The organism is Glaciecola sp. SC05 (assembly GCF_041380235.1).
In the GTDB taxonomy this organism is placed as follows: Bacteria; Pseudomonadota; Gammaproteobacteria; order Enterobacterales; family Alteromonadaceae; genus Glaciecola.
Genome location: NZ_JBGIYY010000002.1, coordinates 286,478 through 311,369 on the forward strand (window position 1 = coordinate 286,478; position 24,892 = coordinate 311,369).

Below are 24,892 nucleotides of genomic sequence, written 5' to 3' on the forward strand. Positions count from 1 at the left end.
ATGATAAATATTTTCACATTACGTTTACGTTAACTTGACTTTACGTAAACGTAAAGTGCATTATTCATGTTAATCGAAATTTGCAGATTAATTTGAAAATTACGCTATGTCAGACAACACCACTTATACCATTGGCGAATTGTCGAAAGACTTCGACATAACACCGCGCTCCATTCGATTTTATGAAGAGCAAGGATTACTTGAACCCCTTCGCCAAGGCCAGTCGCGTATTTATCATACCAAAGATAAAGTGCGCTTAAAGTTGATCTTGCGCGGCAAGCGTTTGGGGTTTTCATTAGCCGAAATTAGCAAATTATTCGAACTGTACGATACTAATCCTAATTCTGCAGCGCAACTACAAACTATGCTGCAGCTTACCGAACAAAAACGCGCGGTGCTTGAACAGCAGTTAAACGACATTCAAATGCTAATGAATGAGTTAAATGATGTTGAAGCGCGCTGTAAAGAAGAACTTAACGACTTAACAAGAGGTGTTGCATGATTAACGCGTCGTATCCTACGCTTAACTTCGGTCTTGGTGATGACATTGATATGCTCAGAGACCATGTTTATAACTTTGCCCAAAACGAAATAGCCCCGCTCGCTGAAAAGTCAGATGAAGCTAACAGTTTTCCGAATCAACTGTGGCCTAAATTGGGCGATATGGGATTGCTAGGGGTGACGGTTAGTGAAGAGTTTGGTGGATCAGATATGGGCTATCTTGCGCATACTGTAGCGATGGAAGAAATCAGCCGGGCCAGCGCCGGCATCGGTCTGAGCTACGGCGCGCATTCTAACCTTTGCGTTAACCAACTGCATAAAAACGGCAGTCAGGCGCAAAAAGAAAAATATTTGCCGAAGTTAGTATCGGGTGAACACATTGGCGCCTTGGCAATGAGCGAACCGAATGCTGGCTCAGATGTGGTGAGCATGAAACTACGCGCTGATAAGAAAGGCGATAAGTACATCTTAAATGGCAACAAAATGTGGATCACCAATGGTCCAGACGCGCACACATTTATTATTTACGCGAAAACAGATGTGACTGCAGGCTCAAAGGGTATTACCGCTTTTATCGTTGAAAAAAACACTCCGGGCTTTACGCAGGCTCAAAAGCTCGACAAGCTGGGCATGCGCTCGTCTAATACCTGTGAACTGGTGTTTGTCGATGCTGAGGTTCCTGCTGAAAATATCTTGGGTAATGAAGGCGGTGGCGTAAAGGTTTTGATGAGCGGTTTAGATTACGAACGCTTAGTACTATCTGGAGGCCCTTTAGGCATTATGCAGGCATGCATGGACGCGGTTGTTCCTTATATTCATGACCGCACACAGTTTGGCAAATCCATCGGCGAATTCCAGTTAGTGCAGGGTAAAGTGGCCGATATGTACACCCAAATGAATGCAGCACGTGCCTATGTTTACGCAGTTGCTCGCTCGTGTGATCGGGGAGAAACTACGCGTAAAGATGCCGCCGGTGCAATATTGTACTCAGCTGAGCTAGCCACAAAGATGGCGCTAGACGCGATTCAGTTGCTAGGCGGCAATGGCTATATCAATGAATATCCGACCGGACGTCTATTGCGCGACGCTAAACTCTATGAGATTGGTGCAGGCACCTCAGAAATACGACGTATGCTGATAGGTCGTGAACTGTTCAACGAATCGGCATAACCCGCTTAGTTGACCCAAAAATAAGTTGCTAGTTGCAACAAATGTTATATCAACCGATGCGCCATTCATGCTAAAGATGATATGGCGCATTAGCATATAAACTAACAGACCATGGAGTCTTTGTGCCGGTAATTAAAACATTAATTAATCCCAACAGCGAAGCATTTACGCAGAACAAAGCGCACATGCAGGCGCAAGTTGACGACCTGTATCAGGTCGTTCAAACACTCATGCTTGGCGGTGGTGAAAGTAGCCGTGAACGTCATACATCAAGAGGCAAGTTACTGCCAAGAGATCGCATTGAGACACTGCTTGACCCTAACACTGCTTTTCTCGAAATCGGACAACTGGCTGCCTATCAAGTTTATGATGATTATGTGCCTTGCGCCGGCGTTATTGCAGGGATTGGTCAGGTCTCTGGCATAAGCTGTATGATTGTAGCAAATGACGCTACCGTAAAAGGCGGTACGTATTATCCGTTAACAGTAAAAAAGCATCTTCGTGCGCAAACCATTGCCGCTGAAAACCACCTACCCTGTATCTATCTAGTAGATTCGGGTGGTGCTAACTTACCCCGCCAAGATGAGGTATTTCCTGATAAAGAGCATTTTGGGCGCATCTTTTTTAATCAAGCTAATATGTCTGCTCAAAACATTCCACAAATTGCCGTGGTCATGGGTTCATGTACTGCCGGTGGCGCATACGTGCCAGCCATGGCAGACGAGTCAATTATTGTCAAAGAGCAAGGCACTATCTTTTTAGGTGGCCCTCCCCTAGTGCAGGCCGCTACCGGTGAAATTGTCACGGCCGAAGAGCTAGGCGGTGGCGATGTGCATTGCCGAACGTCTGGCGTAGTCGATCATCTTGCCAAAGATGATGCTCACGCGCTGCAAATCGCGAAAGACGCGATCGCACGCCTAAACCGCCCGTCTGTCCAAGCCGTAGTTCGCAAAGCCAGCAAAGCGCCGCTTTACGATGAAGATGAAATATATGGCATCATTCCAAAAGATACCAAACAGCCATACGATGTGCGCGAAGTCATTGCCAGAGTAGTAGACGGCAGTGAGTTTGACGAGTTCAAAAAACTCTATGGCGAAACATTAGTCTGTGGATTTGCCCATATCGACGGCTATCCGGTGGGGATTTTAGCTAACAATGGCATCCTTTTTTCAGAGTCTGCACAAAAAGGCGCGCACTTCATAGAGTTATGCTGTCAGCGTAAAATTCCCCTCGTCTTCTTACAAAACATTACTGGCTTTATGGTAGGCAAGCAATATGAGGCTGGTGGTATTGCAAAACATGGCGCAAAAATGGTCACCGCGGTGGCCTGTGCGAAAGTGCCGAAGATCACTTTATTAATTGGTGGCAGCTTTGGTGCCGGCAACTATGGTATGTGTGGACGTGCTTACGACCCACGTTTTTTGTTTATGTGGCCTAACGCCAGAATCTCAGTAATGGGCGGCGAACAAGCCGCAGGTGTGCTCGCACAGGTCAAGAAATCGCAGACTGAGCGTGCGGGCGAGACATTCACTGAAGCACAAGCCCAGGCGATTAAACAACCTGTGATTGATACCTACGAAAAGCAGGGTCATCCATATTTTGCTTCAGCACGCTTATGGGATGACGGAGTCATCGATCCGGCAGATACGCGTAAAGTATTAGCCTTAGCACTCGCAGCGTCCTTAAATAAACCCATCGAAGACACGCAGTTTGGCGTGTTTAGAATGTAATCAGGGTATCATTATGCAAAACATAGAATTAGAAATTGACGTAAAAGGCGTGGCCCGTGTGACATTAAATAGGCCTGATATTCATAACGCCTTTGATGAGCATGTGATCCAATCGCTCATTGATGTATTCGAACAAGTCGACAGCGATAACCGCGTTCGCGTGATGATCTTACAAGCTCGAGGCAAATCATTCAGCGCCGGGGCAGATTTAAACTGGATGCAAAAAATGGCCAGCTATGCCTATGAAGAAAATAAGCGCGACGCTGACCAGTTAGCAAAAATGCTGAATAAACTTTATACCCTTAGCAAGCCTACCATAGCTAGAGTGCAAGGCGCTGCTTTTGGCGGTGCAGTAGGTTTAGTAGCATGTTGTGATATTGCGGTTGGCTCCAAATTAAGCAAGTTCTGCTTAAGCGAAGTTAAACTCGGGTTAATTCCCGCCACAATATCGCCTTATGTGATTGGCGCAGTGGGTTTACGTGAAGCAAAGCGTCTGTTTATGACAGCAGAAGTGATCTCCTCTCAGCGAGCTAGACGCTTAGGCTTGATTAACGAAGCGGTTAGCGAGGAAGACCTAGACATTACCATTGATGAAATTATAAATAACATACTCAAAAATGGCCCCTTAGCCGTAAGCCAATCTAAAGCCTTGGCTACCGTTGTAGCGGGACGGCCTATCGACACCGACTTAATTGATTTTACAAGTGACGTCATTGCCAAAATACGCGTATCTAAAGAGGGGCAAGAAGGCCTAAGCGCTTTTTTAGATAAACGCAAAGCCAATTGGATAGCGCAAGATGATAAATAAAATTCTTATCGCCAATAGAGGCGAAATTGCATGCAGAGTGATGCGCACTGCGAAACGCTTAGGTATCTCTACAGTGGCTGTATATTCTGAGGTTGACGCCAACGCACAACATGTATTGATGGCTGATGAAGCGGTTTTAATTGGTCCTGCTGCCGCTAGTGAAAGCTATTTAAAAGCAGAGCTTATTTTAGACGTCGCACTCAATTTAAATGTTGATGCAATCCATCCTGGATATGGGTTTTTATCTGAGAATGCGGGGTTCTCTGAGGCATGTGCTAAAAACGATATCGTGTTTATCGGGCCAGGACCTGATGCCATTCGTGCAATGGGTTCAAAATCAGCCGCCAAATCTATCATGGAAAAAGCCGATGTACCTCTGGTACCCGGCTATCATGGCGACAATCAAGATGCCGATTTTTTGCATCAAGAAGCTAAGAAAATGGGCTATCCAGTATTGCTTAAAGCGGCTGCAGGTGGTGGCGGCAAGGGCATGCGCCAAGTGTGGAAGGACAGCGATTTTCATAGCGCTTTAGAAGCGGCCAAACGTGAATCACAGTCTAGCTTTGGCGATCAGCACATGCTTATCGAGAAATATTTAACTGAACCGCGGCATGTTGAAATACAGGTCTTTTGTGATAATCATGGGAATGGTGTGTATTTGTTTGAACGCGACTGCAGTGTGCAAAGGCGCCATCAAAAAATCATTGAAGAAGCACCTGCCCCGAATATGTCTGCTGACATTCGTCAGCAAATGGGCGATGCCGCATTAAAGGCAGCCAAAGCGATTGGTTATTCAGGCGCGGGAACCGTAGAGTTTTTACTCGATAGTGATGGTAGTTTTTACTTCATGGAAATGAATACCCGCCTGCAGGTTGAACATCCTGTTACTGAAATGATCACCGGTGAAGACTTAGTCGAATGGCAAATTCATGTTGCTAACGACCTTCCCCTTCCCAAAACTCAAGCGCAATTGACACTTACCGGCCATGCTTTTGAGGCGCGGATCTATGCAGAAGATCCCGATAACGACTTTCTGCCACAAACCGGTTTACTGCGTTACTTAAAACCGCCTGTTGGCCCAGACATTCGCGTAGACACCGGCGTTGAGCAAGGCGACGAGGTTTCTATTTATTACGATCCAATGATTGCGAAATTGATTGTGCACGGCAAAGACCGTCAACAAGCGCTAGCAAAGTTGACATCAGCTTTGCATGATTATCATATAGTGGGAGTCAACACCAATATCGATTATTTGCTGCGCGTGGCACAAAGCGATGCATTCATACTCGCAGATTTGACCACCGACTTTGTAGAGCGTCACAGTGATGCCTTAGAAAGCGATAAAGAAACACTCGAACCCCATCTGCAGGCATTAACAGCTTTTGTCATTTTACAAGCGCAAGCCCAGCGTGGCATCGGCGCATTTTCAGACTTTTCAGGATTCAGGCTGAATCATCGTGAACAAAAAAGTATTCACTTCACAGCTGCTGAGCATACTTATGACATTGCCGCAACTCGAGTGGACCAAAACACTTGGTCTATGCACGTCGAGGATGATGCACTGCTGGTCACCGGACTAATCAATGCAAAAATAGACGCTTACGGGCTTACTCAAATTCATACAAGTATTCAGGTAGGCATTTTGCAGATGCAAATCACCGCAGTACTATTGGGTAATCAATTGAGTATTTACACCGCTCACAAGCAGATAAAAGTGATTCTTCCAGTAGCCGAATTTGATGACGAAGACCACGGCAGCTCCGCAGGCGGAATTGTTGCCCCTATGAACGGCACATTAGTCAATATGCTTACCAAGCCCGGCGATATCGTTAGTAAAGGTGACACCATCGCAATTGTTGAGGCAATGAAAATGGAACATGCACTAAAAGCACCATTTAACGCTAAAGTAGTTGAGTGTTATTTTGCTGCAGGTGACCGTGTAGATGGCGGTGCGATATTGCTAGATCTAGAAAAGCTAGAGGAATAAAGGAGCACTTGTTTATGAGCCTAGTTTTAGATGTGCCAAATTCAGTCAGCATCGTTGAGGTTGGCCCAAGAGATGGTCTACAAAATGAAAAAACACCGCTAACGGTTGAAGATAAAGTCACTTTAGTCAATGCACTCTCAGATACCGGCCTTCAGCGAATAGAGGCCGGCAGTTTTGTGTCGCCAAAGTGGGTACCGCAGATGGCTAACTCAAGTCAGGTACTTGCAAGCATCAGGCGTAAAGACGGCGTAATATACAGTGCCCTTACTCCCAACCTGCGTGGCTTTGAAGACGCTGTTGCCGCAGGAGCCAACGAAGTAGCCGTGTTTGGGGCGGCTTCTGAATCGTTTTCGCAGAAGAACATTAACTGCAGCATTGAGCAAAGCATCGAGCGTTTTACACCGGTAATAGAGGCCGCAAAACTGGCTGGGATGCCGGTGCGAGGCTACGTATCGTGCGTGTTAGGTTGCCCATATGAAGGTGCGATTTCGCCACAGGCGGTTTTAGAGGTGAGCAAAACATTGCTCTCGCTTGGCTGTTACGAAGTGTCTCTGGGCGATACGATTGGTGTTGGCACTCCCAAAAAAACCTCTCAATTATTGTCACTTTTACTCAGTCAGTTACCAATGAATAATCTAGCATTACACATGCACGATACCTATGGGCAGGCTTTGGCTAATGTGTTGATTGGCCTGCAGCACGGCATCTCAAACTTTGACGCATCGGTAGCAGGTTTAGGTGGATGTCCCTATGCAAAAGGTGCTTCAGGTAACTTAGCGACTGAAGATTTACTGTATATGTTGTCAAACATGGACATCGAAACGGGTGTTGACCTGAGTAAGCTTATCAAGGTTGGGCATAACATTAGCGTTAAGCTAGACCGTCAAAATGGCGCTAAGGCCGGTATTGCCTTATCTAGTTAATACCAATACGCCTTTACAATAGCAAAGCAAGAGCCAGCTTATGCAAAGTTTAATCGCTTTATTTTTCTGCAGTTAAAAACAAACTGCCTATTAGGCCTAAACATAAGGCAGCTGACATAAGCAGTAAACTAAGCTCGCTCGAATACGCATTTATAAGCGCGTATAACCCGCCCAAGGCAATAATGCTCAAACCAACAAGTGTGTTAGATGTCGCAATGAATTCAGTACGATGCTGCTGCTCAGCGATATCAACACTATATATTTTACGGCCGGTTCTTACGCCCTGATGGCCAACACTTAATACAAAAAATAAAACAATAATAAACCAAGCGTTATTGCTAATATCAGGATAGCTAGTTGGCAACAGCAATAATGCGCATGCAGCGCAAATCGCTACGATGCTGCCTGCTCGCATGCAGTTTAATGCGCTTACATCTGATACCCATCCCCAAATATAGGAAGACACAAAATTTGCGAAGCTTTGCGCAATAATCAAATAAGCTAAGATGTTCAGCATATCGCCTTGATAGCTCAACACAAATATAGGCGCAAGCAACGCGGTATGAGCAAACAAGGACCTTACCGCTACAAATTTTGCGAGCGGCATATCAAAATACAGCCCCTTGGAAACTGGGCTCTGTTGGGTATCTACATAGGTTTTTAATGGCCGCATTAACCACATACACATAAGCTTAGTGGTCAGCGCAATTGCCGCGACGATTATGAGTTTATCGCTAGGCACGTGTTGTGAGCCAAACAGCGCAACGAGTGCCACCGCAATACTAATTGCGCTTGAAACAGTAGATGCACTGCCCAGAAGCTTGCCACGACTGCCTTTTTCTATATGCTGCCCTTGAATATCTTTAGTAGTTAAGGAGGAAAGTGCTCGAGAAAAGCTCATTAACAGTAAGGCTAATAAGACTCCATATCCGGCTATTGCGCCTTCAAAGCTTAAACCGATTATCATCATCACAACACCGGCAATAAATTGGACCAGCATGCTTATCTGCCAAGCAATATCTCTTCGTGCAGTACGGCGAAGTAAGTACGCAAACAGCATTTGCGGTAGCAACGAACCCGACTCTCTTATCGGCACTAGTAATTGCGCCATCCATGCAGGCGCACCTGCACTAGAAAGTAACGTAGGCAGCGTAGTCTTTGCCGACAGCAAGGTATCGCTAAGCTTGTTTCCTACCAATATGAGCCCTAATCGGGAGCTTTTTTTCATTTGGACACTGTCAAAATGCTTCTATTAAAGTACATTGATTCGCGTTAGGATCTCCGAAATTAGAATGATGTAGCGTTAGCCTTATTTGTAACGCACACAGCGCAAAAAGGATCGATATGATCGAATTTACCGATTATATGGCAGACCCCACCATTGAAAAGGGCGTAATCAGTATTGGTTTAATTATCGCTGTAGGGCTTATTAAATCCGTACTTCGCTCAGTGATACTCAAACGTAGTAGAAAGAAAAAATCTGGGTATCGTTCTAAAGTAAATACCATGCGTAATACCCTAAACATCAGTTTAGTGTTTATCTTAATCGTACTGTGGGCAAGTGAGATTCAATCGTTCGCGTTTTCGATTGCAGCGTTTATGTTCGCCATTGTGTTTGCTACCAAAGAGTATTTGCAATGCTACTTAGGTTATTTTTATTACGTGAGCGCGCGCCCATTTCGAATAGGCGACTGGATTCAAATTAACGAAGGGGTTGGTGAAGTGATTGCCGCTGACTGGACTAAAATCACTTTGCTTGAGGTCGACCAGCATACCAACAGCTATACCGGCAAACATTTATTCATTCCTAATCACCAAATTTTACTTAAACCCGTGCGCAATCTTAACTTTTTAAGACGATATACCCTCAGTAGCTTTACCATTACCTGTGAGCCGACTATCGATGTATTCCCTATTGTAGAAACGCTTAAAGCCGACGCCTTGGATTATTGCAGGGAATTTATCGACGTAGCCGAACGCTACAAAGGAGTAATCGAAAAACGTTTAGACGTTGAGTTTATTCCTGTAGAGCCACACTTTTCTGTTAATACCAATCAGTTCGCTAAAATTTGTATCTCAGTGGATTTATTTTGTCCCATCGAACAAAGTATTTCACTGAGACAAAAAATTACTCAGCAGTTTTTTAAGCTTTGGCACCAAGAAGTCAGTCATACACCATCATTAGAACGCCGCAGAGTCGAAAGTGTAAGCAACGAGTAGTTTCAGCGCGCTCATTGCATTACTTGCTTATGCCAAACTTTCCCGATAAATCGAATTATCATGTTACTTTTTTAATCATTTAAGGGTAATCTTATTACTTACGCTATTTGAAACATGTCATATTAAATAGACAAAGGAAATATTATGTCTCGTATCAGTAATCGTTATATCAGTAATTTAACCCGCGATACCTATGCACTAGTGCTTGCAGGCGGCAGAGGCTCGCGTTTATTCGAGTTAACAGAATGGAGAGCGAAGCCGGCTTTATATTTTGGCGGCAAATTCCGAATTATTGATTTTCCTTTATCTAACTGCGTCAATTCAGGTATCCGTAACGTCGGCGTCTTAACTCAATATAAATCACACTCATTGATCAGACATTTGGTTCGCGGTTGGGGGCACTTTAAGAAAGAATTAGGCGAGTCGATTGAGGTGCTACCCGCATCACAGCGCTTTTCAGAAGATTGGTATCAGGGTACTGCCGATGCGGTATATCAAAACATCGATATCATTCGCGATGAATTACCTAAATATGTCATGATTTTATCGGGCGACCATATCTATCAAATGGATTACGGCCCAATGCTCGCGCAACATGTTGAATCTGGCGCACAGATGACGGTGAGCTGCATATCCGTGCCGATTGAACAAGCTCGCAACGCGTTTGGCGTTATTTCGGTCGACGATCAAAATAAAGTCTGTGATTTTATCGAAAAACCCGAAAATCCAACGCCTTTGGCAAATGAACCTTCACACTGCTTAGCCTCTATGGGTAACTATGTGTTTGATACTGAGTTTTTATTTGAACAACTTGAGAAAGATGGTGCTAACCCCGACTCAGATCATGATTTTGGCAAGGATATTATTCCGAGTATTATCGATAATTACAAAGTGTTTGCTTTCGATTTTCGAAAAAGTGCTAAAAATGATTCTTATTGGCGTGACGTGGGAACCCTTGATAGCTATTGGGAGGCCAACATGGAATTGGTTGCACCCATCCCCGAGCTAAACCTATACGACAAAAACTGGCCAATTTGGACCTACCAAGAACAACTGCCGCCGGCTAAATTTGTTTGGGAACAAGAAGACCGACGCGGAGAGGCTTTGAATTCAGTCGTATCTGGCGGCTGTATTATCTCGGGGGCTACCTTACGCCGCTCAATTTGCTTCTCAAACGTGCGTGTAAAATCCTATAGTGTGATGGAAGAAACCGTTGCTTTGCCTGGGGTTGAAGTAGGTCAAAAATGTCATATCCGTAAGGCTATCCTTGATCGCGGTTGCCACATTCCAGACAACATGGAAATCGGTATAGACCATGATAAAGACCGCGCACGCGGGTTTAGAGTTTCTGAAGGCGGCGTAGTATTGGTCACCAGAGAAATGCTCAACGCTCTGGAAGACTCAACAAGCTAGCTTAGAGTTGCCACTTATTGATGGTAGTTGAAATCGCTTCAGCTACCATTTTAGGATGCTCTAGCGGAAACATATGCCCGCCAAGCGGCAGTTCCAAATGTTCCATAGTCGGATTATTTCTTAAGAAAGGCCTTCTTAATCGCGGCACGCACACGTCGGTAAAACGAGACGTAATGAGCGTTGCTGGGCACTTCAACTTTCCATAGTAATCCGAAAGATTGTGCGGGATAGTTAAAAATATATTGGCTTCAATATCACGATCAAATAACAGGTGGCGTTGGTCTCCTCGCAGTGCCGTTACGCTTTTGATGTAGTCTTCAACACAGCGTTTATCCATATCTTTGAATAGCCCTCTCGACGAAAAGTATTTAACCAGGTCTTCATCTTTATGCCAACGCTGCTTTCGCACTTGCGTTATTCTCGCGGGCGTTAGCTTATAAATAAGTCGATTACTTTTTGCAAAACGAAAAATATGTCGAGCGAGCCCAGCAGCAACCGGCGGGTCAAGCATAATTAAGCCATTAAATAAGTCAGGTCGTTTACAGCAGGCAATATACGAAATCACACCACCAAATGAGTGCCCTATTGCAAGCACCTTGCCGCTTCCTTGCTGTTCCACATAATCGATGAGTTCATCGGCCTGATTACCCCAATTATCATTAAGTGGGAATTTAGGATTGTGCGCAAATTTATCCAGCGCGAACAACGATAGCTCCGATTCTAAATACTTAAAAAGTACCTGATAGCTTCCGGCAGGAAAACCGTTGGCATGGGCAAAATGTGCTGTTAGCTTAGTTGTGCTGGAGCACTCAATTAGAGTCGTTGCTTGTTGATCTCTCATTCAGATTGACTCTCATTATTTAAATATTCGGAAGGTGAACAACCATACCAGCGCTTAAATGCGCGGCGAAAATTTGCGGTATCTGAATACCCCAATAGCATTGCGGCCTTGCTCACAGGATAGCCATAGGCCAGCAAATATTCTCTGGCTTTTTTCGCCTGAAATTGTTCTACAATCTCTTTAAAATTGGTGCCTTCTTTAGCCAATTCTCGGTGCAGCGTTCGAGGACTCATGAACAATTTGTCAGCAATCGCTTGCAGTGAGGGAAATTCAGATTCATTTGCGATAATACATTGACGAACGCGGCCTGAAACACTCATGTGTTGACTAAATTTAAGCTTTTCAGCTTCACAAAGCTGCCTAGCCTGCTCAAAGCTCATTGGGTCAACATCTTTGAGAGCAAAATCTGCCCACTTTAAGTCAAACGCCAAGCCGCTAAAGCCGTGATTGTACTCGATACTTGAAGTGGCGAAGAGCTGATATTTTTTATGATATGTGGGTTTATCATAATCAAAAAAAAGTCGATTGATACTAATCTCAGGATGACGCTGCTTTAGGGCTAAAAACAAATTAAACATCGCGAGACTTACCGCTTCAATAACAAAACGATGCATTGCTCCGCTCCAATGCGAGTCATTTGCCAAGACAATAATTTCATTACCTTCTTCAAAGGTGGTTATTTCAATAAACGGCACTCGGGTAATCAGGTATTCCTGAACAAAATCAATAATTTCACGGAGGCTTCGACCATTTAAGATCCCCAAACCAAAGGCACCATGATGAGCGATATGCAGACGCTGACCAACTAGTAGACCAAGGTGTTGTATTTCGGTTTGCGTCAATACATCGTGGATCAAGCCGTCAAATTGCTCTGTGCTGATATTTGAACCCGGCTGCATTAACTTTTGTTTACTTAAATTGTATCTTGCTAACCACTGCTCAAGAGGAACAGCGTGCTCATTAAGCACATTAAACAAGTGTCCAAAATAAAAGCCCGGGAGCTTATTTACCGCCATGAAACGCTCGATGACATTTAAAATAGAGGTGCAGGGTAAGTCAATTAGATAGAATTGGCAACAAATGACCCCTCATTGTCAATTTTAGCTATCACGTAATATTTACGCCAATGGCATTGTGAACTCATCAAAACAAGGAGTTGATGTGATGTTTCATTATTTAAAGTTTTTTCACTATTTTCTAACCATATTAATTGGCTGCGTTTTTATGCTTTTCGGCGGTCATTTTATTTGGCTAGGGTTTTTACTGTTTATAGGTATTTATGTTTTAGGCGATGCTTTTTTAGGTGATGACTTGTCTACTCCAGAGTTAAAAAATACAGTTTTTTTGGATGTGATGCTTTACAGTGCATTGCCCCTATCGGTAGTCATGTTGACCATCGCAATGTGGTTAGTTACCCCCTACGACTGGTCATTTATGGCAAGTATTTCAAAGATCCTTGGCTATGACTTAGTCGCGGCTAAACAGTCCACGACGCTTTGGCAATTGCTGATCAGTGCGGTGTTTTGCGGGCTTTTACTAACAGGCGCCGCCACCGTAGTAGGTCATGAGCTAGTGCACCGCTTGCGCAGTAAAGTTGCGGTATGCACCGGGCGCTGGCTGATGGCCCTGAGTTTTGACGCTAACTTTTCAATTGAGCATGTGTTTCATCATCACGCTAAAGTCGCCACTGAAGAAGATTCAGTGACTGCCCCGCGTGGCAGAAATGTATACTCCCACGTAGCTCGAGCGATCATAGGCACAAACTTGTCTGCTTGGAAAATTGAACGCAAGCGCCTTGCACGCAAGCACCAATCAATCTTTAGTGTTCACAATCAGTTTCTTCGCGGTGTAGTAATGACCCTCGTTTGGCTGGTATTGGCCGCAGCTGTAGCGAGCTGGCAGGGAGCACTTTTGTTTATCGCAATTGGCCTTAGCGCAAAGATCATACTCGAAATCGTTAACTACTTAGAGCACTATGGTTTAGTGCGTGACCCAAAGCAACCGGTTAAACCAAAGCATTCTTGGAATTCAAACCGCAAGGTGAGCTGTTGGTCGATGTTCAATCTGCCCCGTCATAGTCACCATCATGCTCAGGGTGCCGTTCCCTTTGAAAAATTGCAGCCCATGGAGGAAGCACCCTTGATGATCAGTGGTTACCTTTCAACTATTGGTTTGACCTTGATACCACCACTTTGGTTTAAACTAATGGAGCCAAAGCTAGCGCATTGGGATGCTCACTTTGCCAATGAAAACGAGCGGGAAATATTAAGGCGGCAAGCTCAGCAAAGGCCCGACGACTTCATTCGTTCGCTCATATACTAAGCCTGTTACCAATTCATCCAAACATTAACCCAAGCAGAGCTAAGCCTCTGCTTGGGCCTTTTCAGCTATATCCCAGTCTTTTCTGATAGTAGTCGACGCCCAATAAAACGTGATGATCGATAGCACATATGGCACCGTCAGCAGGGTCATTGAGAAACGCAACGCCTCACCAGAGCCCATTGACTCTGTGTACTCGTTGCTGATAATCCCAACAAAGGTCGGGCCGCCACCTAAGGCAATAATGTTTAATACAAAAAAGAACAGCGCGGTCGACATTGCTCTAGCATTCACCGGCGCAAGGGTTTGCGCAATTGCAAAGCATGGCCCTAGATACATACCACTACCAAATAGCAATACGGTCATAAACGCCATCGACATATAAGGACTGCCAACGTGAAGAGACATCACAAAACAAGGCACGCCAACAATCATTGCAATGGTAGGTAACCAAGCATAACCGCGACGATCTATTTTACCCCATCGGTCAGCTATTACGCCGCCTATCCAAACGCCACCAGCATAAGCCGTACCATTGATGATACCAAAGGTAATCAGCAGAGTTTGGATGCCCATATCAGGATGAATACGCACGTAGAAGTCGATGATCCAAGCAGATATAGCGTAGTTGCCAAAAGAACCGAATGAGATACCAAGACACATGCCCCACCAGGTAGGAATGCGCAATAAAGTACTAATAGCGGTAAGCAGCTTCATTTGTGCAGGGCCTGATTTAACCACGGTCCGCGCGGGCTCTTTAATGGTCAGTTTCATTATTATTGCCAGCACAATGCCCGGTATACCTACCGCAATCATAACGATTCGCCAGTTTGTTTCGCCACCTGACGAAAAGAACGCTGCAGCAAAGTAAGCCGCCATGATGCCAAAAGGAATGCCTAATGAATAAATAGCCAGTGCTTTTGCGCGTTCACTGGGTGAAAACAGGTCTGATATCATCGAATGCGATGGCGGGCTGCCGCCGGCCTCACCAATGCCGACACCCACTCGCGCAATAGCCAGTTGGGTAAAGTTAGCGGCATAACCAGATATTGCCGTAAAACCACTCCATACGGTCAAGCTGATAGCGACGATATTTACCCTGCTATAGCGGTCGGCTAACCAGGCAATGGGTATTCCAACAATCGTATATAACAATGCGAAAGCAAAGCCCTTAAGCAAACCTAGCTGAAAATCATCTAAACCTAAATCGGCTTTGATAAATGGAGATAAAATACCAATAATTTGTCGGTCGACGAAATTAAATGCGTAAACTAAAGTGAGAATAAACAGCACATAGTTTCGGTATCCGTTGGAAGGTCGTTCTTCTATTTTTGTTGTTGCGACGCTCTCTGACATTTATCACTCTCCCTTGAGTTGTACCTCACGATATACGAAAACATGAATAATGTTCTAATTTTTGTAAATTATTTGTAAACATTGATCCTACCTATACATCCAAATAAGGTTGAACTACTTGAGTTATAAGCTCGTAAGCATATATTAACAACTACTCCGACCACTAAAAATTAGGCGAAATATGAGTTTTGATTCGTTAATGGCAATCGCTAGTGCCCAAAGACAGCAACCCGATGCACCGATCACTATCCCCAAAGACTGGTCTCAAGGGCGCACAGTGTTCGGTGGTTTGTCTGCTGCAATGCTATATGCCGCAGCTAAACCCTATGTTGATGAGGACCGACTCATACGCTCGATGTCTACTAATTTTGTGGGGCCACTATTGTTTGATATGCCATTCACGATCCATGTGGAGATTGTGCGCGAAGGCAAAAACGTCTCGCAAATATTGACTAGAGCAATTCAAGACGGCAAAAACTGTGTGCTTTCACAACTATGCTTTGCTAAAGCTCGAAGTTCTAAAACCTTTGTTGAAAACAATGACCAACATAATATGGACCTGCCAGAAAAAGCTAAATTCATTCCTAATATCCCCAAAGTAACGCCTAAGTTTTTACGACACTTTGATCTTTCGATTGAATCTGGCGGCTTACCTTTTACTGGTAAAAAAGAAAGTAATTATTACGGCTGGATGCGCTTTAAAAAGCCAACAGAGAGCATGAATGAAGGACATATCATCGCGATGGTTGATGCTTGGCCGCCTACCCTAATTCAACAGCTCAGATGGCCTGCCCCTGCTAGCACTGTCAGTTGGAATATGGAATTCATTTACCCGCATCGTGCATTGACGCCAACCGACTGGTTTGCTTATAAAGAAGATACTCGCCAAGCGGCTGATGGATATGGCCATACTGAAGCGACTATTTGGGATGCGCACGGCAAAGTTATCGCGCTATCTCGACAAACAACTGCGGTCTTTGATTAACAAAAAAGCCGAAATGTATAGTCTCGGCTGCATTGATTGAAGATGTGATATTGAGGTAGGTTGTCGCGATTTTGCTTCTTGACTAAGCGGCTTGACTAACACTTTTACTAAACAGTTTTAAGGTTTCGTCGCATTCTTTTCTTACTGTATCAAATAAGCCGACTAGCTGCTCTGCGTGCAAATCTAGGCATTGATATAAAAAGCTCGGCACATGCTTGTCTATTCGATAATAGTCTGGGTAGGCCATTACTAAAGACAGTTCGTACGCTAACTGCATGATTTGTGATTCCATGGTCACCGACGGACCATCATCATGATGCTGCATGGCTACCGTTGATACAATCGAATCGGGTAACATCCATCGCTGCAGCAATGAAGCTGAAATTTCTGCGTAACTAAAGCCCAATACATCTTGCTGGCTTTGCTTTGGCTTGACCGTTGCGCCAAAACGGTTACAGTCTCGAACGGTGTTTGGGTTAACTCGTAATACCGCCAGCTCACCCACATTGTGCAGTAGACCACTGGTAACGACCCTATGAATATCTCGCTCACCACACAGCTTAGCAATATGTTTTCCCATAAACGCGCAGACTAAGCTTTGTTTCCAATAATCGTCGACGTTGATGTAGCGTGCTTGATCTTTGCCTAAAGCATTTGCCACGCTAAACACTAAGGCATAGTCGTAGACTGCTCTCACACCTATTACCTGAATCGCTTTCTCTACGCTTTCGATTTTGCGAGAAAAGCGATAAATCGAACTGTTCGACAATTTTAGTATTTGAGCCGCGAGGCCTGGGTCAAGCATTACCGTACTCGCGATATCCTGGACATTAGCTTTGCCTGAATCTGACATTCGCTTGATCATCGATGCAGTCTCAGGTATTGCGTATAGTTCGGCAGCTTTTTGAGAGTATTCAATTGCGTTCATAAAAGGCCTGTCTGCTCCGTTATCTACAATACTAAGTTTGTTTGTCATATCTTTTGCTCTTGCTCAAATTGCAATAAGGCATCCTTAAATTCACTTGCGCTTAAGCGATTGCCTGCCTGCGCTTGATGAACTACAGATACCATCCATTTATTTGCCGGTGCAGTCATGTCTAATACTTTCGCCTGACTCACCACTTTTCCATTGATAAAATCAATCTCGGTTTGTTTATTTTGATCGAGGTCCCACCACATAGAGGTCTTGACTTTAGGATCAACCGCAAGCATTTTTTGCGCAACCAACTTAAATAGCCTGTCTGGTAGCTTTAATACTTTTGGTATCCATGTATTCGGCAAATTTGCAATTTTCGGTAGCTTTATTTTCTGTTTGTCGGTGATAGCCAGCAATTCCTCCATCAGTTTTGCGATAAATTTTCGGTATACCGCCGTTTCTAACATTTCTTTTACCGGAATATCTGCCATAGCATTGACAGCATTGCCCAGATTCAACTGCAGTTTTGCCCACTGCAAAGCGCTCATGTGGTAGCTAATATTCACAGGTAAAATGTCTGTATTGAGTTGTCGAGCTAACCATTTAGTGGCGCTATCGAGAGCCGGGATGACTTCTAAGATTAAATCTCCTTGAGAGCCACGATGAAATACACCGTGTTCATCATTTACCACGTTAAAGGGCACCATCGCTCGGATAACGTGATTGTGGACAAAAGCTTTTGCGATACTTTGGTGGGTACTGACGCCATTTTGGCAACAAATAATAATGGTGTTTTTGTCGACCAAAGGCCGCAGATCGTCTATTACGTCATTGAGCACAGTGCATTTAACCGTTAGCCAAATAACATCTGCGATTACTGACTCGCCTATATCTTCAATGGTTAAACATTGCGGCGTTGGAGACACTTTTACGCGATTGCCGGTGTAGTCTGAAATCACAAAATTGGTCTGGATTTGCTGCATAAAGCGTCGTCGACCAACAAGCGTTACGTCTTGCTTAGCCTGAACCAACGCACCCCCGATATAGCACCCTACTAGCCCGGCACCAAAAACAAGGTGATGGGCATGCTTATTTGTACTTACCTGTGATATCTTTGCGGTCAATATGGCCTCCAAAAGGGGTCAAACAAAACAACGGTAAACCTTACACTCTGTTCTATGACACAAGTGAGCGATATGCAAGTGAATGATAAAAATAACCACACAATACTTTTTATCGGATTTGTATGGCCTGAGATCACGTCTACCGCTGCCAGCCAAAATATCATAAGCTACTTAAAGGTATTCGTTGCTGCTGGATTTAACGTTCATTTTGCAAGCGCAGCGCAGTTGTCACCACTATCAACAGATATCAGCGCACTGAATGTCAGTACCCATCAAATTCTATTAAATAGCGACTGCTTTGACGATTTAGTGACTGCACTAGAACCCAATGTTGTTGTATTTGACCGTTTTTTAAGTGAAGAGCAATTTGGATGGCGCGTCATTAAGTCAGCGCCAAAGGCCTTAAGAATACTAGATTGTGAAGATTTACATTTTTTAAGGCATGCAAGGCATCAACTATACAAAAGCACTGGATATCAACCCTTAAACGCTGAATACCTTATTCCTGATGCCACAGCAAAGCCCAAACACAGCGCGATATTCTACAGCGACACTACCAGCAGAGAAATGGCCTGTATTTATCGCTGCGATTTAGTACTGACGCTTTCTGCGTTTGAGAAAGACCTATTAATATCTCGGTTTAATGTACCTGAAACAAATGTCCTGCATCTACCGTATTTGCTTGAAACTGAAGACCCTGTTGTTAGCATTCCAAAGCAAGAGGTCCGCAAAGACTTTATTAGTATCGGAAATTTTCGCCATGCTCCAAATATCGACGCGGTCAATGTCCTAGTGCAACATATTTGGCCTGCTATTTTTAGAGCATTACCTGACACAAACTGCCATATCTATGGTTCATATCTACCACCCAAAATTAAGGCGCTGCATAATCCTAAAAAAGGACTGCATGTACATGGCCACATACCCGATCATTTTGCGGTATTAAAACAGGCAAAAGTACTGCTCGCTCCAATCCAATTTGGGGCAGGTGTAAAAGGCAAAATCGTCGACGCACTCAGATGCGGTTTACCCAGCGTTACTACCCCCATCGGTACTGAAGGCATTGAATTCAGTGACTGGCCTGGTCTACAGGCCACTGATCGCGATGCTTTCATTCAAGGAGCCATAGACAGCTACTTGGCCAGTCCTGACACACTCCTGCAAATGCAACGCAACATGCGACAAATCTTAAAGGAAAACTTTGACACCGAGACCAATCGTCAGCGTTTAATAACTGCTGTTGAGACCGGTATCGCCAATGTTGGGGTAAATCGAGCGGCTAACTTTTTGCAGCAATTAGTGAGTTATCATAGCTTACAAACCCATCAATACATGAGCCAATGGATAGCAGCAAAAAATGCGCGCCAGCAAGATAATTAAAAAATTAATTGTCTATGTTACGTTTTAGCGAATGTTTGCCATCATTTTATGACGGGTCGTAGAGCACTCTCATTTTCATCACGACTGACCTGACGCCATCTTTTCTTCCAGTGCTAAAATAATCAGATAATCCTAGGCTGTTCAAATATTCAAGATAATCGAAGCGTGCTGCGTGTTGTTTGCTTTGAGATTCAAGCAGGTGATTGTGCTTTAACAGCAAGACTGCAAGTATGCCGCGGATAACCTTACTGTCTGAATATGACCTAAGCTCCCCAGAATGCTCTGCTTTATGTAACCAGACGTTTGCTTCACAGCCCTGCACAGCGTTACTAGGGACTCTATTGCTTGGCTCTAGTAATGGAAGCGCTTTACTGAGCAATAATAGCTGTCTGTGCTTTTCAGACCAGTTCTTGGCATGTTTGATGTTTACTTCCCAGTGATAATCCGAAGTGAGCTTATGTTCTTTGTTTGTTTGGCGAGTATGATTTGACAGCGCAACTTGTTCAATGTCAGTTAAATGAGTTTGTCTCAAGGCATTCTGTAAAGCCTCTATAAAGCGATTGATATCATTATAGTCGTTGTAACATCCGATTGAGATCCGCAGACAGGCGTCTATGCCTAGCGCGTTGAAAAGCGGCATGGCGCAATGTTGGCCAAATCTTAATGCGATTCCCTGCGAGTATAGCTGCATCGCAATACTGTGGTTGTCTTTTGTCGCGCAACAAAAACTCAGCAACCCAATACTGCTTTGTTGATTTCCTAGTATGGTGAGCTCTGGAAACTTAGCGAGTTCATTAAGCATGTATTGATATAGTTCATGCTCATGGCTTTGAATGCCCTTAAAGTTACGGTTAAGAAATCGACAGGCTTCTTGCAAACCCAATGCGCCGCTTATATTAGGCGTACCGGCTTCAAATTTTAGCGGGGGTGGCTGAGTTGAATAATCAGTAAAGCTAACATTTGTAACCATTTCGCCACCCAGTTTACTTGGGTCTAAAGCCTCTAGCAGATGACGCTTCCCCCAACAAATACCGATACCCGTGGGGGCATACATTTTATGACCACTGAACACGTAAAAATCGCAGCCTAGGCTTTGCACGTCAACAGGCAAATGGGCAAGCGCTTGCGTGCCGTCGATCACGCTAATCGCCCGCATAGTCGTAGCATGCTCGCAAAGTGTTTGAATCGGATAAATATTGCCCAGCACGTTCGACACATGAGCGCAGGCAAATATGGCAACATCATCTGTAAAAGCATTCAGCCAACTTTGCAATGTGCTTTTCGAAAATACGCCATTTACTTCCAGTGGCAATACTTTAATTACAAGGTTTAGTCGTTTTGCGAGGGCTTGCCAAGGTAGTATGTTCGCGTGATGTTCACTCTCACTTAGTAAGATCGTATTGCCGCGCAGCATATTCGGATGCAGGCCTTGAGCGATCATATTTACACTTTCAGTTGCGCCGCTGGTAAACACTACTTCATCACTACTATTGGCATGGATAAATTGTGCAATTTCACTTCGGGCATCTTCAAATTCTGTAGTTGCCTGAGTCGCTAAGGCATAACCACCACGATGCACACTGGCATTTTTCAAGCGCGAAAAGTCATCTACGCGCTGACTCACCGCATCTAGTTTTTGTGTGGTAGCTGCACTATCGAGATATACAGCGCAGTGCGCTTGCTTAAAAAAGCTAAATTGCGTTCTGTATGACATGTTTATTCAAATGTAAGTTATGAGGCCGTCGACAAGTAGAAAGTATACCCTTTCTGCTCACATCATCACATTAGTTGACAAGCTAAAGCACAAATTTGTGTGAATAATTACCATGAGTAAAACACGATTTGCTACACTACTGACTTTTCTAGTAGCTGTTGACATTATGTTCAAGCAAATAAATATTCCGCGTCTATTTGAATTGAAAACCTTATAGACATGCGGTGTTGGCAAAACAGTTACTCATTTACAAGGATTACAGCTTGACCGAATTACAGATCCTCAGTCTGTGCATTTACCTAGGCATTCTAGGCTTTATTGTTAGCAAAACAGATTTCAAACAGTTGTTAAAAGACCGCCCTTTTCAGCACAAGCTGTTTGGTGCTATCACCTGTGTATTCGTACTTTGGTTATTTAGAGTCAGTATTTATGATGGCTTAGTGATGCACTTCCTTTGGCTCACTGCACTGACCTTGGTGTTGGGCCTGCGCTGGTCAGTTATCGCTGCAAGCGTTGTTTTATTAGGCAGCACCATTATTGGACAAGACACATGGTCTATGTTCGGCGTAAATGGCTTGCTAGGCCTTCTGCTGCCTATTGGCGTTACGTATTTAATATACATGATCTCGTTTCATCGAATCTCTCGCCACATGTTTGTCTATATATTTTTGTGTGCGTTTTTCCCAGGCGCTATTAGTATGGCCTTAAAAATGCTGAGCATGAGCGGCTACTTCTACCTCGATGGTTTTTACGCTTGGAATGTAATTGAATACAATTATGCTCAAATGACGCTACTAATGGTGTTCCCTGAAGCCTTTTTTAACGGCATGACCATAACCTGTTTAATTGTGTACAAGCCTGATCTGGTTTATACCTTTGAAGACAAGTTCTACATTGACGGAAAGTAATGCAAAAATTACAGCTTATAAGCAAGGTCATTAATCAGCGCGGTTTGGCAGTGTGAATTACCTTGCACACATTCAGCTTGCCCACGCTAGTCAAACTAGTCTGCTTGGTAATTTTTTAGGTGACTTTGTTAAAGGAAGTAATCTAAGGCATTTAGATGAGCATATTTATCGTGGCGTATCTTTACACCGTTCAATTGATAGTTTTACCGACAGTCACCCTATCGTTAGAGGCTTGCGTGAGCACTTTCCATCTCATTTACGCCGAATGTCGGGTGTCATGCTCGACGTCTATTTTGATCATCTCTTGTGTTGTCATTGGGGCTTATACTCAAAACAACATCTTCATTCAGTGACCGATGAGTTTTACGCAGAATTAGAGCAGTCTTCGTTGACCATCCCTGGGCGCTATGATGCAGTTAAAGAGGGATTGTTACAGCACCGTTGGCTAGGGGACTATCAGCAATCTACAGCCTGTCTGAGGGCATTTATCAATATCGAAAAACGACTGCGCCATAGGGTGATTTTTGCGCAGCAAGGCTATCAGTTTGTAGTAGAGCATCATGCACACATCGAAGAGGCATTTTTTGGCTTTTATCCACAGCTTTTGACCTTGGTGAAAAGCCAAAACCGGGGCTAGAAGACCGGCACAGTATTTTTAAAGACCGAACAGTAAGCGGCTAAAATCAATCAAAACTCGCTAAATGGGCTTTTAGTCGACAGCTACACGCTAGTTGTCATCAACAAGAATATCAAAAATATCCGCTAATTCAGTTTTACCAGCACGAATTTCATCTTTGCTTAAGCCCGATAGTTCATGTGGGAACACCAACCAATCGGTGCTTTCATGGATAAAATAATCAGGGATCAGCGCCGTTTTATTATTTGTTGGTTTATACCAAGGCGTCGCGATCCTGATATCTTTTGGGGCATTTAAACGCATTAATGCCTGTACCTGTTCAATCAGCGCAGCTACTGAGCGGCCTGAATCAAAAACGTCGTCTACAATCAAAAGTTTATCGTTGGCATTGGCGTTTTCAATGAGATAGTGTAACCCGTGAACCTTAATTTCTTTAGCCTGCTGATTAATACCGTAATATGAAGATGTACGAACCGCAATGTGGTCAGTTGGCGCATTTTTAAATTCAAAAAATTCTTGAACCGCAATGCCAATAGGCGCTCCGCCACGCCAGATACCAACAATGAAATCGGGGCGAAAACCATCTTTATAGGCAAGCGCTGCCACCCTAAATGAGTCACGTAGTAAGTCTGCACTGCTGATATATACTTTATTCACGAGTTTATTGTTACCTATATTAAGTGATTTACTTCACTGACATTTTTAAGCGCATAGCGATTGAATGTATCAAGTTTGACGCCTTTTTTTCTGGCAAGTATATCGTTTATTCACTGCGCAAGCTATTTGCAGGATGGATAGAGGCAGCTTTGAATGCAGGATAGAGCGAGACTATCGCACATAGCAGCATGCTGCACGCTGCTATAAACGCGATTTGCTGCCACTGAATATCTATCGGTAAGCCCTGCCCGTTTTCCCCAAATGCCAAACCGGTGTCAAACCAGCCTAAAATAGTATTCAGTTGCCAAGCACACAGCAATCCTAACAACACGCCACTAATCGCGCCCTTAAGACCGTTAAATATACCGTTAAACAAAAATATTTTCATAATGTCTGCGCGCAGTAGACCCTGTGTTTGCAATATTGCGATATCTGAGCGCTTCTCTGCCACCACCATAACTAGGGCTGAAATCACATTAAACGCCGCCACAGCGATGACCAACATGAGCATTAGTACCATCATGTTTTTTTCCATTTTGACGGCATCAAATAGTGCTCCTTGTCGCTCACGCCAGGTGCGAAATTGAAAGCCATTTTGAGCCAAATAGTCTGCTACGGGCGCAAATGCAAAGGCATCTTTGAGATATAATCGGGTATCTGCAATGTCACTGGTTTTTTGCCGATGCAGTCGCGCCGCATCATCGATATGCATTAAAATTACCTTATCATCCATCTCAGAATTTACACTGAACAGGCCTGCCACTGTGACTAAACGCTGACTGGGAACCCTTCCCAAGGGGGTATATACGCTAGACTCTGTGGATATTACGCGTAACCTTTGGCCGGTTCGGACATTGAGCTGTGCTGCCAAAATTTGACTAATGATGACATTAAAGCTACCCGGTCTTAATGCTAAGTAATCACCCTGTATCATTCGTTCTGCAATGATTGAATAAGACTGCGCCGATGGGGCATCGATACCCTGTAAAATTAAGCCTTTCAATTGGCTGCGAGATTGCACTATAACTTCACGCTCAACATAGGCTACTCGAGCGTGTATTTGTTGACCAATTTCGTCGCTTAGCGCAATTGGAGGTGGCTGCTCAACAATGACGTGGGGCAAAATGCCTAAAATACGATTCTTAAGCTGCCCTTCTAATCCATTCATGACCGAAAGCACTATAATTAAAGCGGCAATACCCAACATAATGCCAACCACTGAAAAGCGATTGATAAATGCAACAAAGCTTCGGTTAGCGGCTGAACGTGAGTAGCGCCATGCAATAAAATGAGAAACAGACAT

The 24,892-nt window shown here is 44.1% G+C and carries 22 protein-coding genes; 13 read left to right on the forward strand and 9 right to left on the reverse strand.

Going from position 1 to position 24,892, the window contains the following annotated elements:
• Positions 1–106 precede the first annotated feature (106 nt).
• The 6 genes from AB9H30_RS03075 (at position 107) to AB9H30_RS03100 (ending at position 7,119) form a co-directional block, all read left to right on the forward strand.
• The gene (locus AB9H30_RS03075) at positions 107–502 is read left to right on the forward strand and encodes a MerR family DNA-binding transcriptional regulator (protein WP_371193149.1); all 396 of its coding nucleotides are present in this window, start codon (positions 107–109) and stop codon (positions 500–502) included.
• Positions 502–1,671: an isovaleryl-CoA dehydrogenase gene (locus AB9H30_RS03080; protein WP_371193200.1), complete on the forward strand. Its 1,170-nt coding sequence runs from the start codon at positions 502–504 to the stop codon at positions 1,669–1,671. Before AB9H30_RS03075 ends, AB9H30_RS03080 begins: the two co-directional genes overlap by 1 nt.
• Before the next feature lie 122 nt (positions 1,672–1,793).
• Complete coding sequence (locus AB9H30_RS03085; RefSeq protein ID WP_371193150.1) at positions 1,794–3,401, forward strand: carboxyl transferase domain-containing protein; 1,608 nt, start codon at positions 1,794–1,796, stop codon at positions 3,399–3,401.
• A gap of 13 nt (positions 3,402–3,414) precedes the next feature.
• The gene (locus tag AB9H30_RS03090; RefSeq protein WP_371193151.1) at positions 3,415–4,209 is read left to right on the forward strand and encodes an enoyl-CoA hydratase/isomerase family protein; all 795 of its coding nucleotides are present in this window, start codon (positions 3,415–3,417) and stop codon (positions 4,207–4,209) included.
• On the forward strand, positions 4,199–6,196 hold the full coding sequence (locus AB9H30_RS03095; protein ID WP_371193152.1) for an acetyl-CoA carboxylase biotin carboxylase subunit: 1,998 nt from the start codon (positions 4,199–4,201) through the stop codon (positions 6,194–6,196). Before AB9H30_RS03090 ends, AB9H30_RS03095 begins: the two co-directional genes overlap by 11 nt.
• A 14-nt stretch (positions 6,197–6,210) precedes the next feature.
• A complete protein-coding gene (locus AB9H30_RS03100) occupies positions 6,211–7,119 on the forward strand; it encodes a hydroxymethylglutaryl-CoA lyase (RefSeq protein ID WP_371193153.1) in 909 nt (302 codons plus the stop codon).
• Positions 7,120–7,177: 58 nt separating this feature from the next.
• On the opposite strand, the gene AB9H30_RS03105 is transcribed toward AB9H30_RS03100, so the two are convergent.
• Complete coding sequence (locus AB9H30_RS03105) at positions 7,178–8,347, reverse strand: MFS transporter (protein WP_371193154.1); 1,170 nt, start codon at positions 8,345–8,347, stop codon at positions 7,178–7,180.
• Positions 8,348–8,463: 116 nt separating this feature from the next.
• Here AB9H30_RS03105 and AB9H30_RS03110 point away from each other — a divergent pair, with 116 nt between their 5' ends.
• A complete protein-coding gene (locus AB9H30_RS03110) occupies positions 8,464–9,339 on the forward strand; it encodes a mechanosensitive ion channel family protein (protein ID WP_371193155.1) in 876 nt (291 codons plus the stop codon).
• Between the two features lie 144 nt (positions 9,340–9,483).
• Positions 9,484–10,752, forward strand: coding sequence for a glucose-1-phosphate adenylyltransferase (gene glgC, locus AB9H30_RS03115; RefSeq protein ID WP_371193156.1), 1,269 nt, complete (start codon positions 9,484–9,486; stop codon positions 10,750–10,752).
• Between the two features lies 1 nt (position 10,753).
• Here glgC and AB9H30_RS03120 read toward each other — a convergent pair whose 3' ends face one another.
• Positions 10,754–11,593 (reverse strand): alpha/beta fold hydrolase, encoded by an 840-nt coding sequence (locus AB9H30_RS03120; RefSeq protein WP_371193157.1) that lies wholly within the window; start codon positions 11,591–11,593, stop codon positions 10,754–10,756.
• Positions 11,590–12,609 (reverse strand): helix-turn-helix domain-containing protein, encoded by a 1,020-nt coding sequence (locus AB9H30_RS03125; protein WP_371193158.1) that lies wholly within the window; start codon positions 12,607–12,609, stop codon positions 11,590–11,592. The genes AB9H30_RS03120 and AB9H30_RS03125 overlap by 4 nt, the downstream gene beginning before the upstream one ends.
• A 148-nt stretch (positions 12,610–12,757) precedes the next feature.
• On the opposite strand from AB9H30_RS03125, the gene AB9H30_RS03130 reads away from it, so the two are divergent.
• Positions 12,758–13,915: an alkane 1-monooxygenase gene (locus tag AB9H30_RS03130; protein ID WP_371193202.1), complete on the forward strand. Its 1,158-nt coding sequence runs from the start codon at positions 12,758–12,760 to the stop codon at positions 13,913–13,915.
• A gap of 39 nt (positions 13,916–13,954) precedes the next feature.
• On the opposite strand, the gene AB9H30_RS03135 is transcribed toward AB9H30_RS03130, so the two are convergent.
• A complete protein-coding gene (locus AB9H30_RS03135) occupies positions 13,955–15,268 on the reverse strand; it encodes a spinster family MFS transporter (RefSeq protein WP_371193159.1) in 1,314 nt (437 codons plus the stop codon).
• 181 nt (positions 15,269–15,449) lie between these two features.
• Here AB9H30_RS03135 and AB9H30_RS03140 point away from each other — a divergent pair, with 181 nt between their 5' ends.
• Positions 15,450–16,253 (forward strand): acyl-CoA thioesterase, encoded by an 804-nt coding sequence (locus AB9H30_RS03140; RefSeq protein ID WP_371193160.1) that lies wholly within the window; start codon positions 15,450–15,452, stop codon positions 16,251–16,253.
• Positions 16,254–16,335: 82 nt separating this feature from the next.
• Here the strand turns inward: AB9H30_RS03140 and AB9H30_RS03145 are convergent, their stop codons facing one another.
• Together AB9H30_RS03145 and AB9H30_RS03150 are read right to left on the reverse strand one after the other, a co-directional pair.
• Positions 16,336–17,229, reverse strand: coding sequence for an HDOD domain-containing protein (locus AB9H30_RS03145; protein WP_371193161.1), 894 nt, complete (start codon positions 17,227–17,229; stop codon positions 16,336–16,338).
• Positions 17,226–18,293 carry a 2-dehydropantoate 2-reductase gene (locus tag AB9H30_RS03150; RefSeq protein WP_371193162.1) on the reverse strand — a complete coding sequence of 356 codons (1,068 nt, stop codon included), beginning with the start codon at positions 18,291–18,293 and terminating at the stop codon, positions 17,226–17,228. Before AB9H30_RS03150 ends, AB9H30_RS03145 begins: the two co-directional genes overlap by 4 nt.
• A gap of 72 nt (positions 18,294–18,365) precedes the next feature.
• Between AB9H30_RS03150 and AB9H30_RS03155 the strand changes: the two genes are divergently transcribed.
• Positions 18,366–19,673: a glycosyltransferase gene (locus AB9H30_RS03155; RefSeq protein ID WP_371193163.1), complete on the forward strand. Its 1,308-nt coding sequence runs from the start codon at positions 18,366–18,368 to the stop codon at positions 19,671–19,673.
• A gap of 46 nt (positions 19,674–19,719) precedes the next feature.
• Here the strand turns inward: AB9H30_RS03155 and AB9H30_RS03160 are convergent, their stop codons facing one another.
• Positions 19,720–21,387: an aminotransferase class V-fold PLP-dependent enzyme gene (locus tag AB9H30_RS03160; RefSeq protein WP_371193164.1), complete on the reverse strand. Its 1,668-nt coding sequence runs from the start codon at positions 21,385–21,387 to the stop codon at positions 19,720–19,722.
• Positions 21,388–21,650: 263 nt separating this feature from the next.
• On the opposite strand from AB9H30_RS03160, the gene AB9H30_RS03165 reads away from it, so the two are divergent.
• Positions 21,651–22,295: an energy-coupling factor ABC transporter permease gene (locus AB9H30_RS03165; RefSeq protein WP_371193165.1), complete on the forward strand. Its 645-nt coding sequence runs from the start codon at positions 21,651–21,653 to the stop codon at positions 22,293–22,295.
• Between the two features lie 52 nt (positions 22,296–22,347).
• Positions 22,348–22,932, forward strand: a complete 585-nt coding sequence (locus AB9H30_RS03170; RefSeq protein WP_371193166.1) for an ACP phosphodiesterase — start codon at positions 22,348–22,350, stop codon at positions 22,930–22,932.
• A gap of 90 nt (positions 22,933–23,022) precedes the next feature.
• On the opposite strand, the gene AB9H30_RS03175 is transcribed toward AB9H30_RS03170, so the two are convergent.
• Together AB9H30_RS03175 and AB9H30_RS03180 are read right to left on the reverse strand one after the other, a co-directional pair.
• Positions 23,023–23,589, reverse strand: a complete 567-nt coding sequence (locus tag AB9H30_RS03175; protein WP_371193167.1) for a phosphoribosyltransferase — start codon at positions 23,587–23,589, stop codon at positions 23,023–23,025.
• A 106-nt stretch (positions 23,590–23,695) separates the two neighbouring features.
• Entirely contained in the window at positions 23,696–24,892 is a 1,197-nt protein-coding gene (locus AB9H30_RS03180) for a lipoprotein-releasing ABC transporter permease subunit (protein ID WP_371193168.1), read from the reverse strand.

Excerpts from the sequence above, each read along its gene's own strand:
- AB9H30_RS03180 (WP_371193168.1), bottom strand. The coding sequence starts at position 24,892 with ATGTCTGTTTCTCATTTTATTGCATGGCGCTACTCACGTTCAGCCGCT.
- AB9H30_RS03135 (WP_371193159.1), bottom strand. The coding sequence starts at position 15,268 with ATGTCAGAGAGCGTCGCAACAACAAAAATAGAAGAACGACCTTCCAAC.
- AB9H30_RS03160 (WP_371193164.1), bottom strand. The coding sequence starts at position 21,387 with ATGTCATACAGAACGCAATTTAGCTTTTTTAAGCAAGCGCACTGCGCT.
- AB9H30_RS03155 (WP_371193163.1), top strand. The coding sequence starts at position 18,366 with ATGCAAGTGAATGATAAAAATAACCACACAATACTTTTTATCGGATTT.
- AB9H30_RS03075 (WP_371193149.1), top strand. The coding sequence starts at position 107 with ATGTCAGACAACACCACTTATACCATTGGCGAATTGTCGAAAGACTTC.
- AB9H30_RS03100 (WP_371193153.1), top strand. The coding sequence starts at position 6,211 with ATGAGCCTAGTTTTAGATGTGCCAAATTCAGTCAGCATCGTTGAGGTT.
- AB9H30_RS03125 (WP_371193158.1), bottom strand. The coding sequence starts at position 12,609 with ATGGCGGTAAATAAGCTCCCGGGCTTTTATTTTGGACACTTGTTTAAT.
- AB9H30_RS03145 (WP_371193161.1), bottom strand. The coding sequence starts at position 17,229 with ATGACAAACAAACTTAGTATTGTAGATAACGGAGCAGACAGGCCTTTT.
- AB9H30_RS03110 (WP_371193155.1), top strand. The coding sequence starts at position 8,464 with ATGATCGAATTTACCGATTATATGGCAGACCCCACCATTGAAAAGGGC.
- AB9H30_RS03120 (WP_371193157.1), bottom strand. The coding sequence starts at position 11,593 with ATGAGAGATCAACAAGCAACGACTCTAATTGAGTGCTCCAGCACAACT.
- AB9H30_RS03140 (WP_371193160.1), top strand. The coding sequence starts at position 15,450 with ATGAGTTTTGATTCGTTAATGGCAATCGCTAGTGCCCAAAGACAGCAA.
- glgC (WP_371193156.1), top strand. The coding sequence starts at position 9,484 with ATGTCTCGTATCAGTAATCGTTATATCAGTAATTTAACCCGCGATACC.
- AB9H30_RS03095 (WP_371193152.1), top strand. The coding sequence starts at position 4,199 with ATGATAAATAAAATTCTTATCGCCAATAGAGGCGAAATTGCATGCAGA.
- AB9H30_RS03090 (WP_371193151.1), top strand. The coding sequence starts at position 3,415 with ATGCAAAACATAGAATTAGAAATTGACGTAAAAGGCGTGGCCCGTGTG.
- AB9H30_RS03130 (WP_371193202.1), top strand. The coding sequence starts at position 12,758 with ATGTTTCATTATTTAAAGTTTTTTCACTATTTTCTAACCATATTAATT.
- AB9H30_RS03105 (WP_371193154.1), bottom strand. The coding sequence starts at position 8,347 with ATGAAAAAAAGCTCCCGATTAGGGCTCATATTGGTAGGAAACAAGCTT.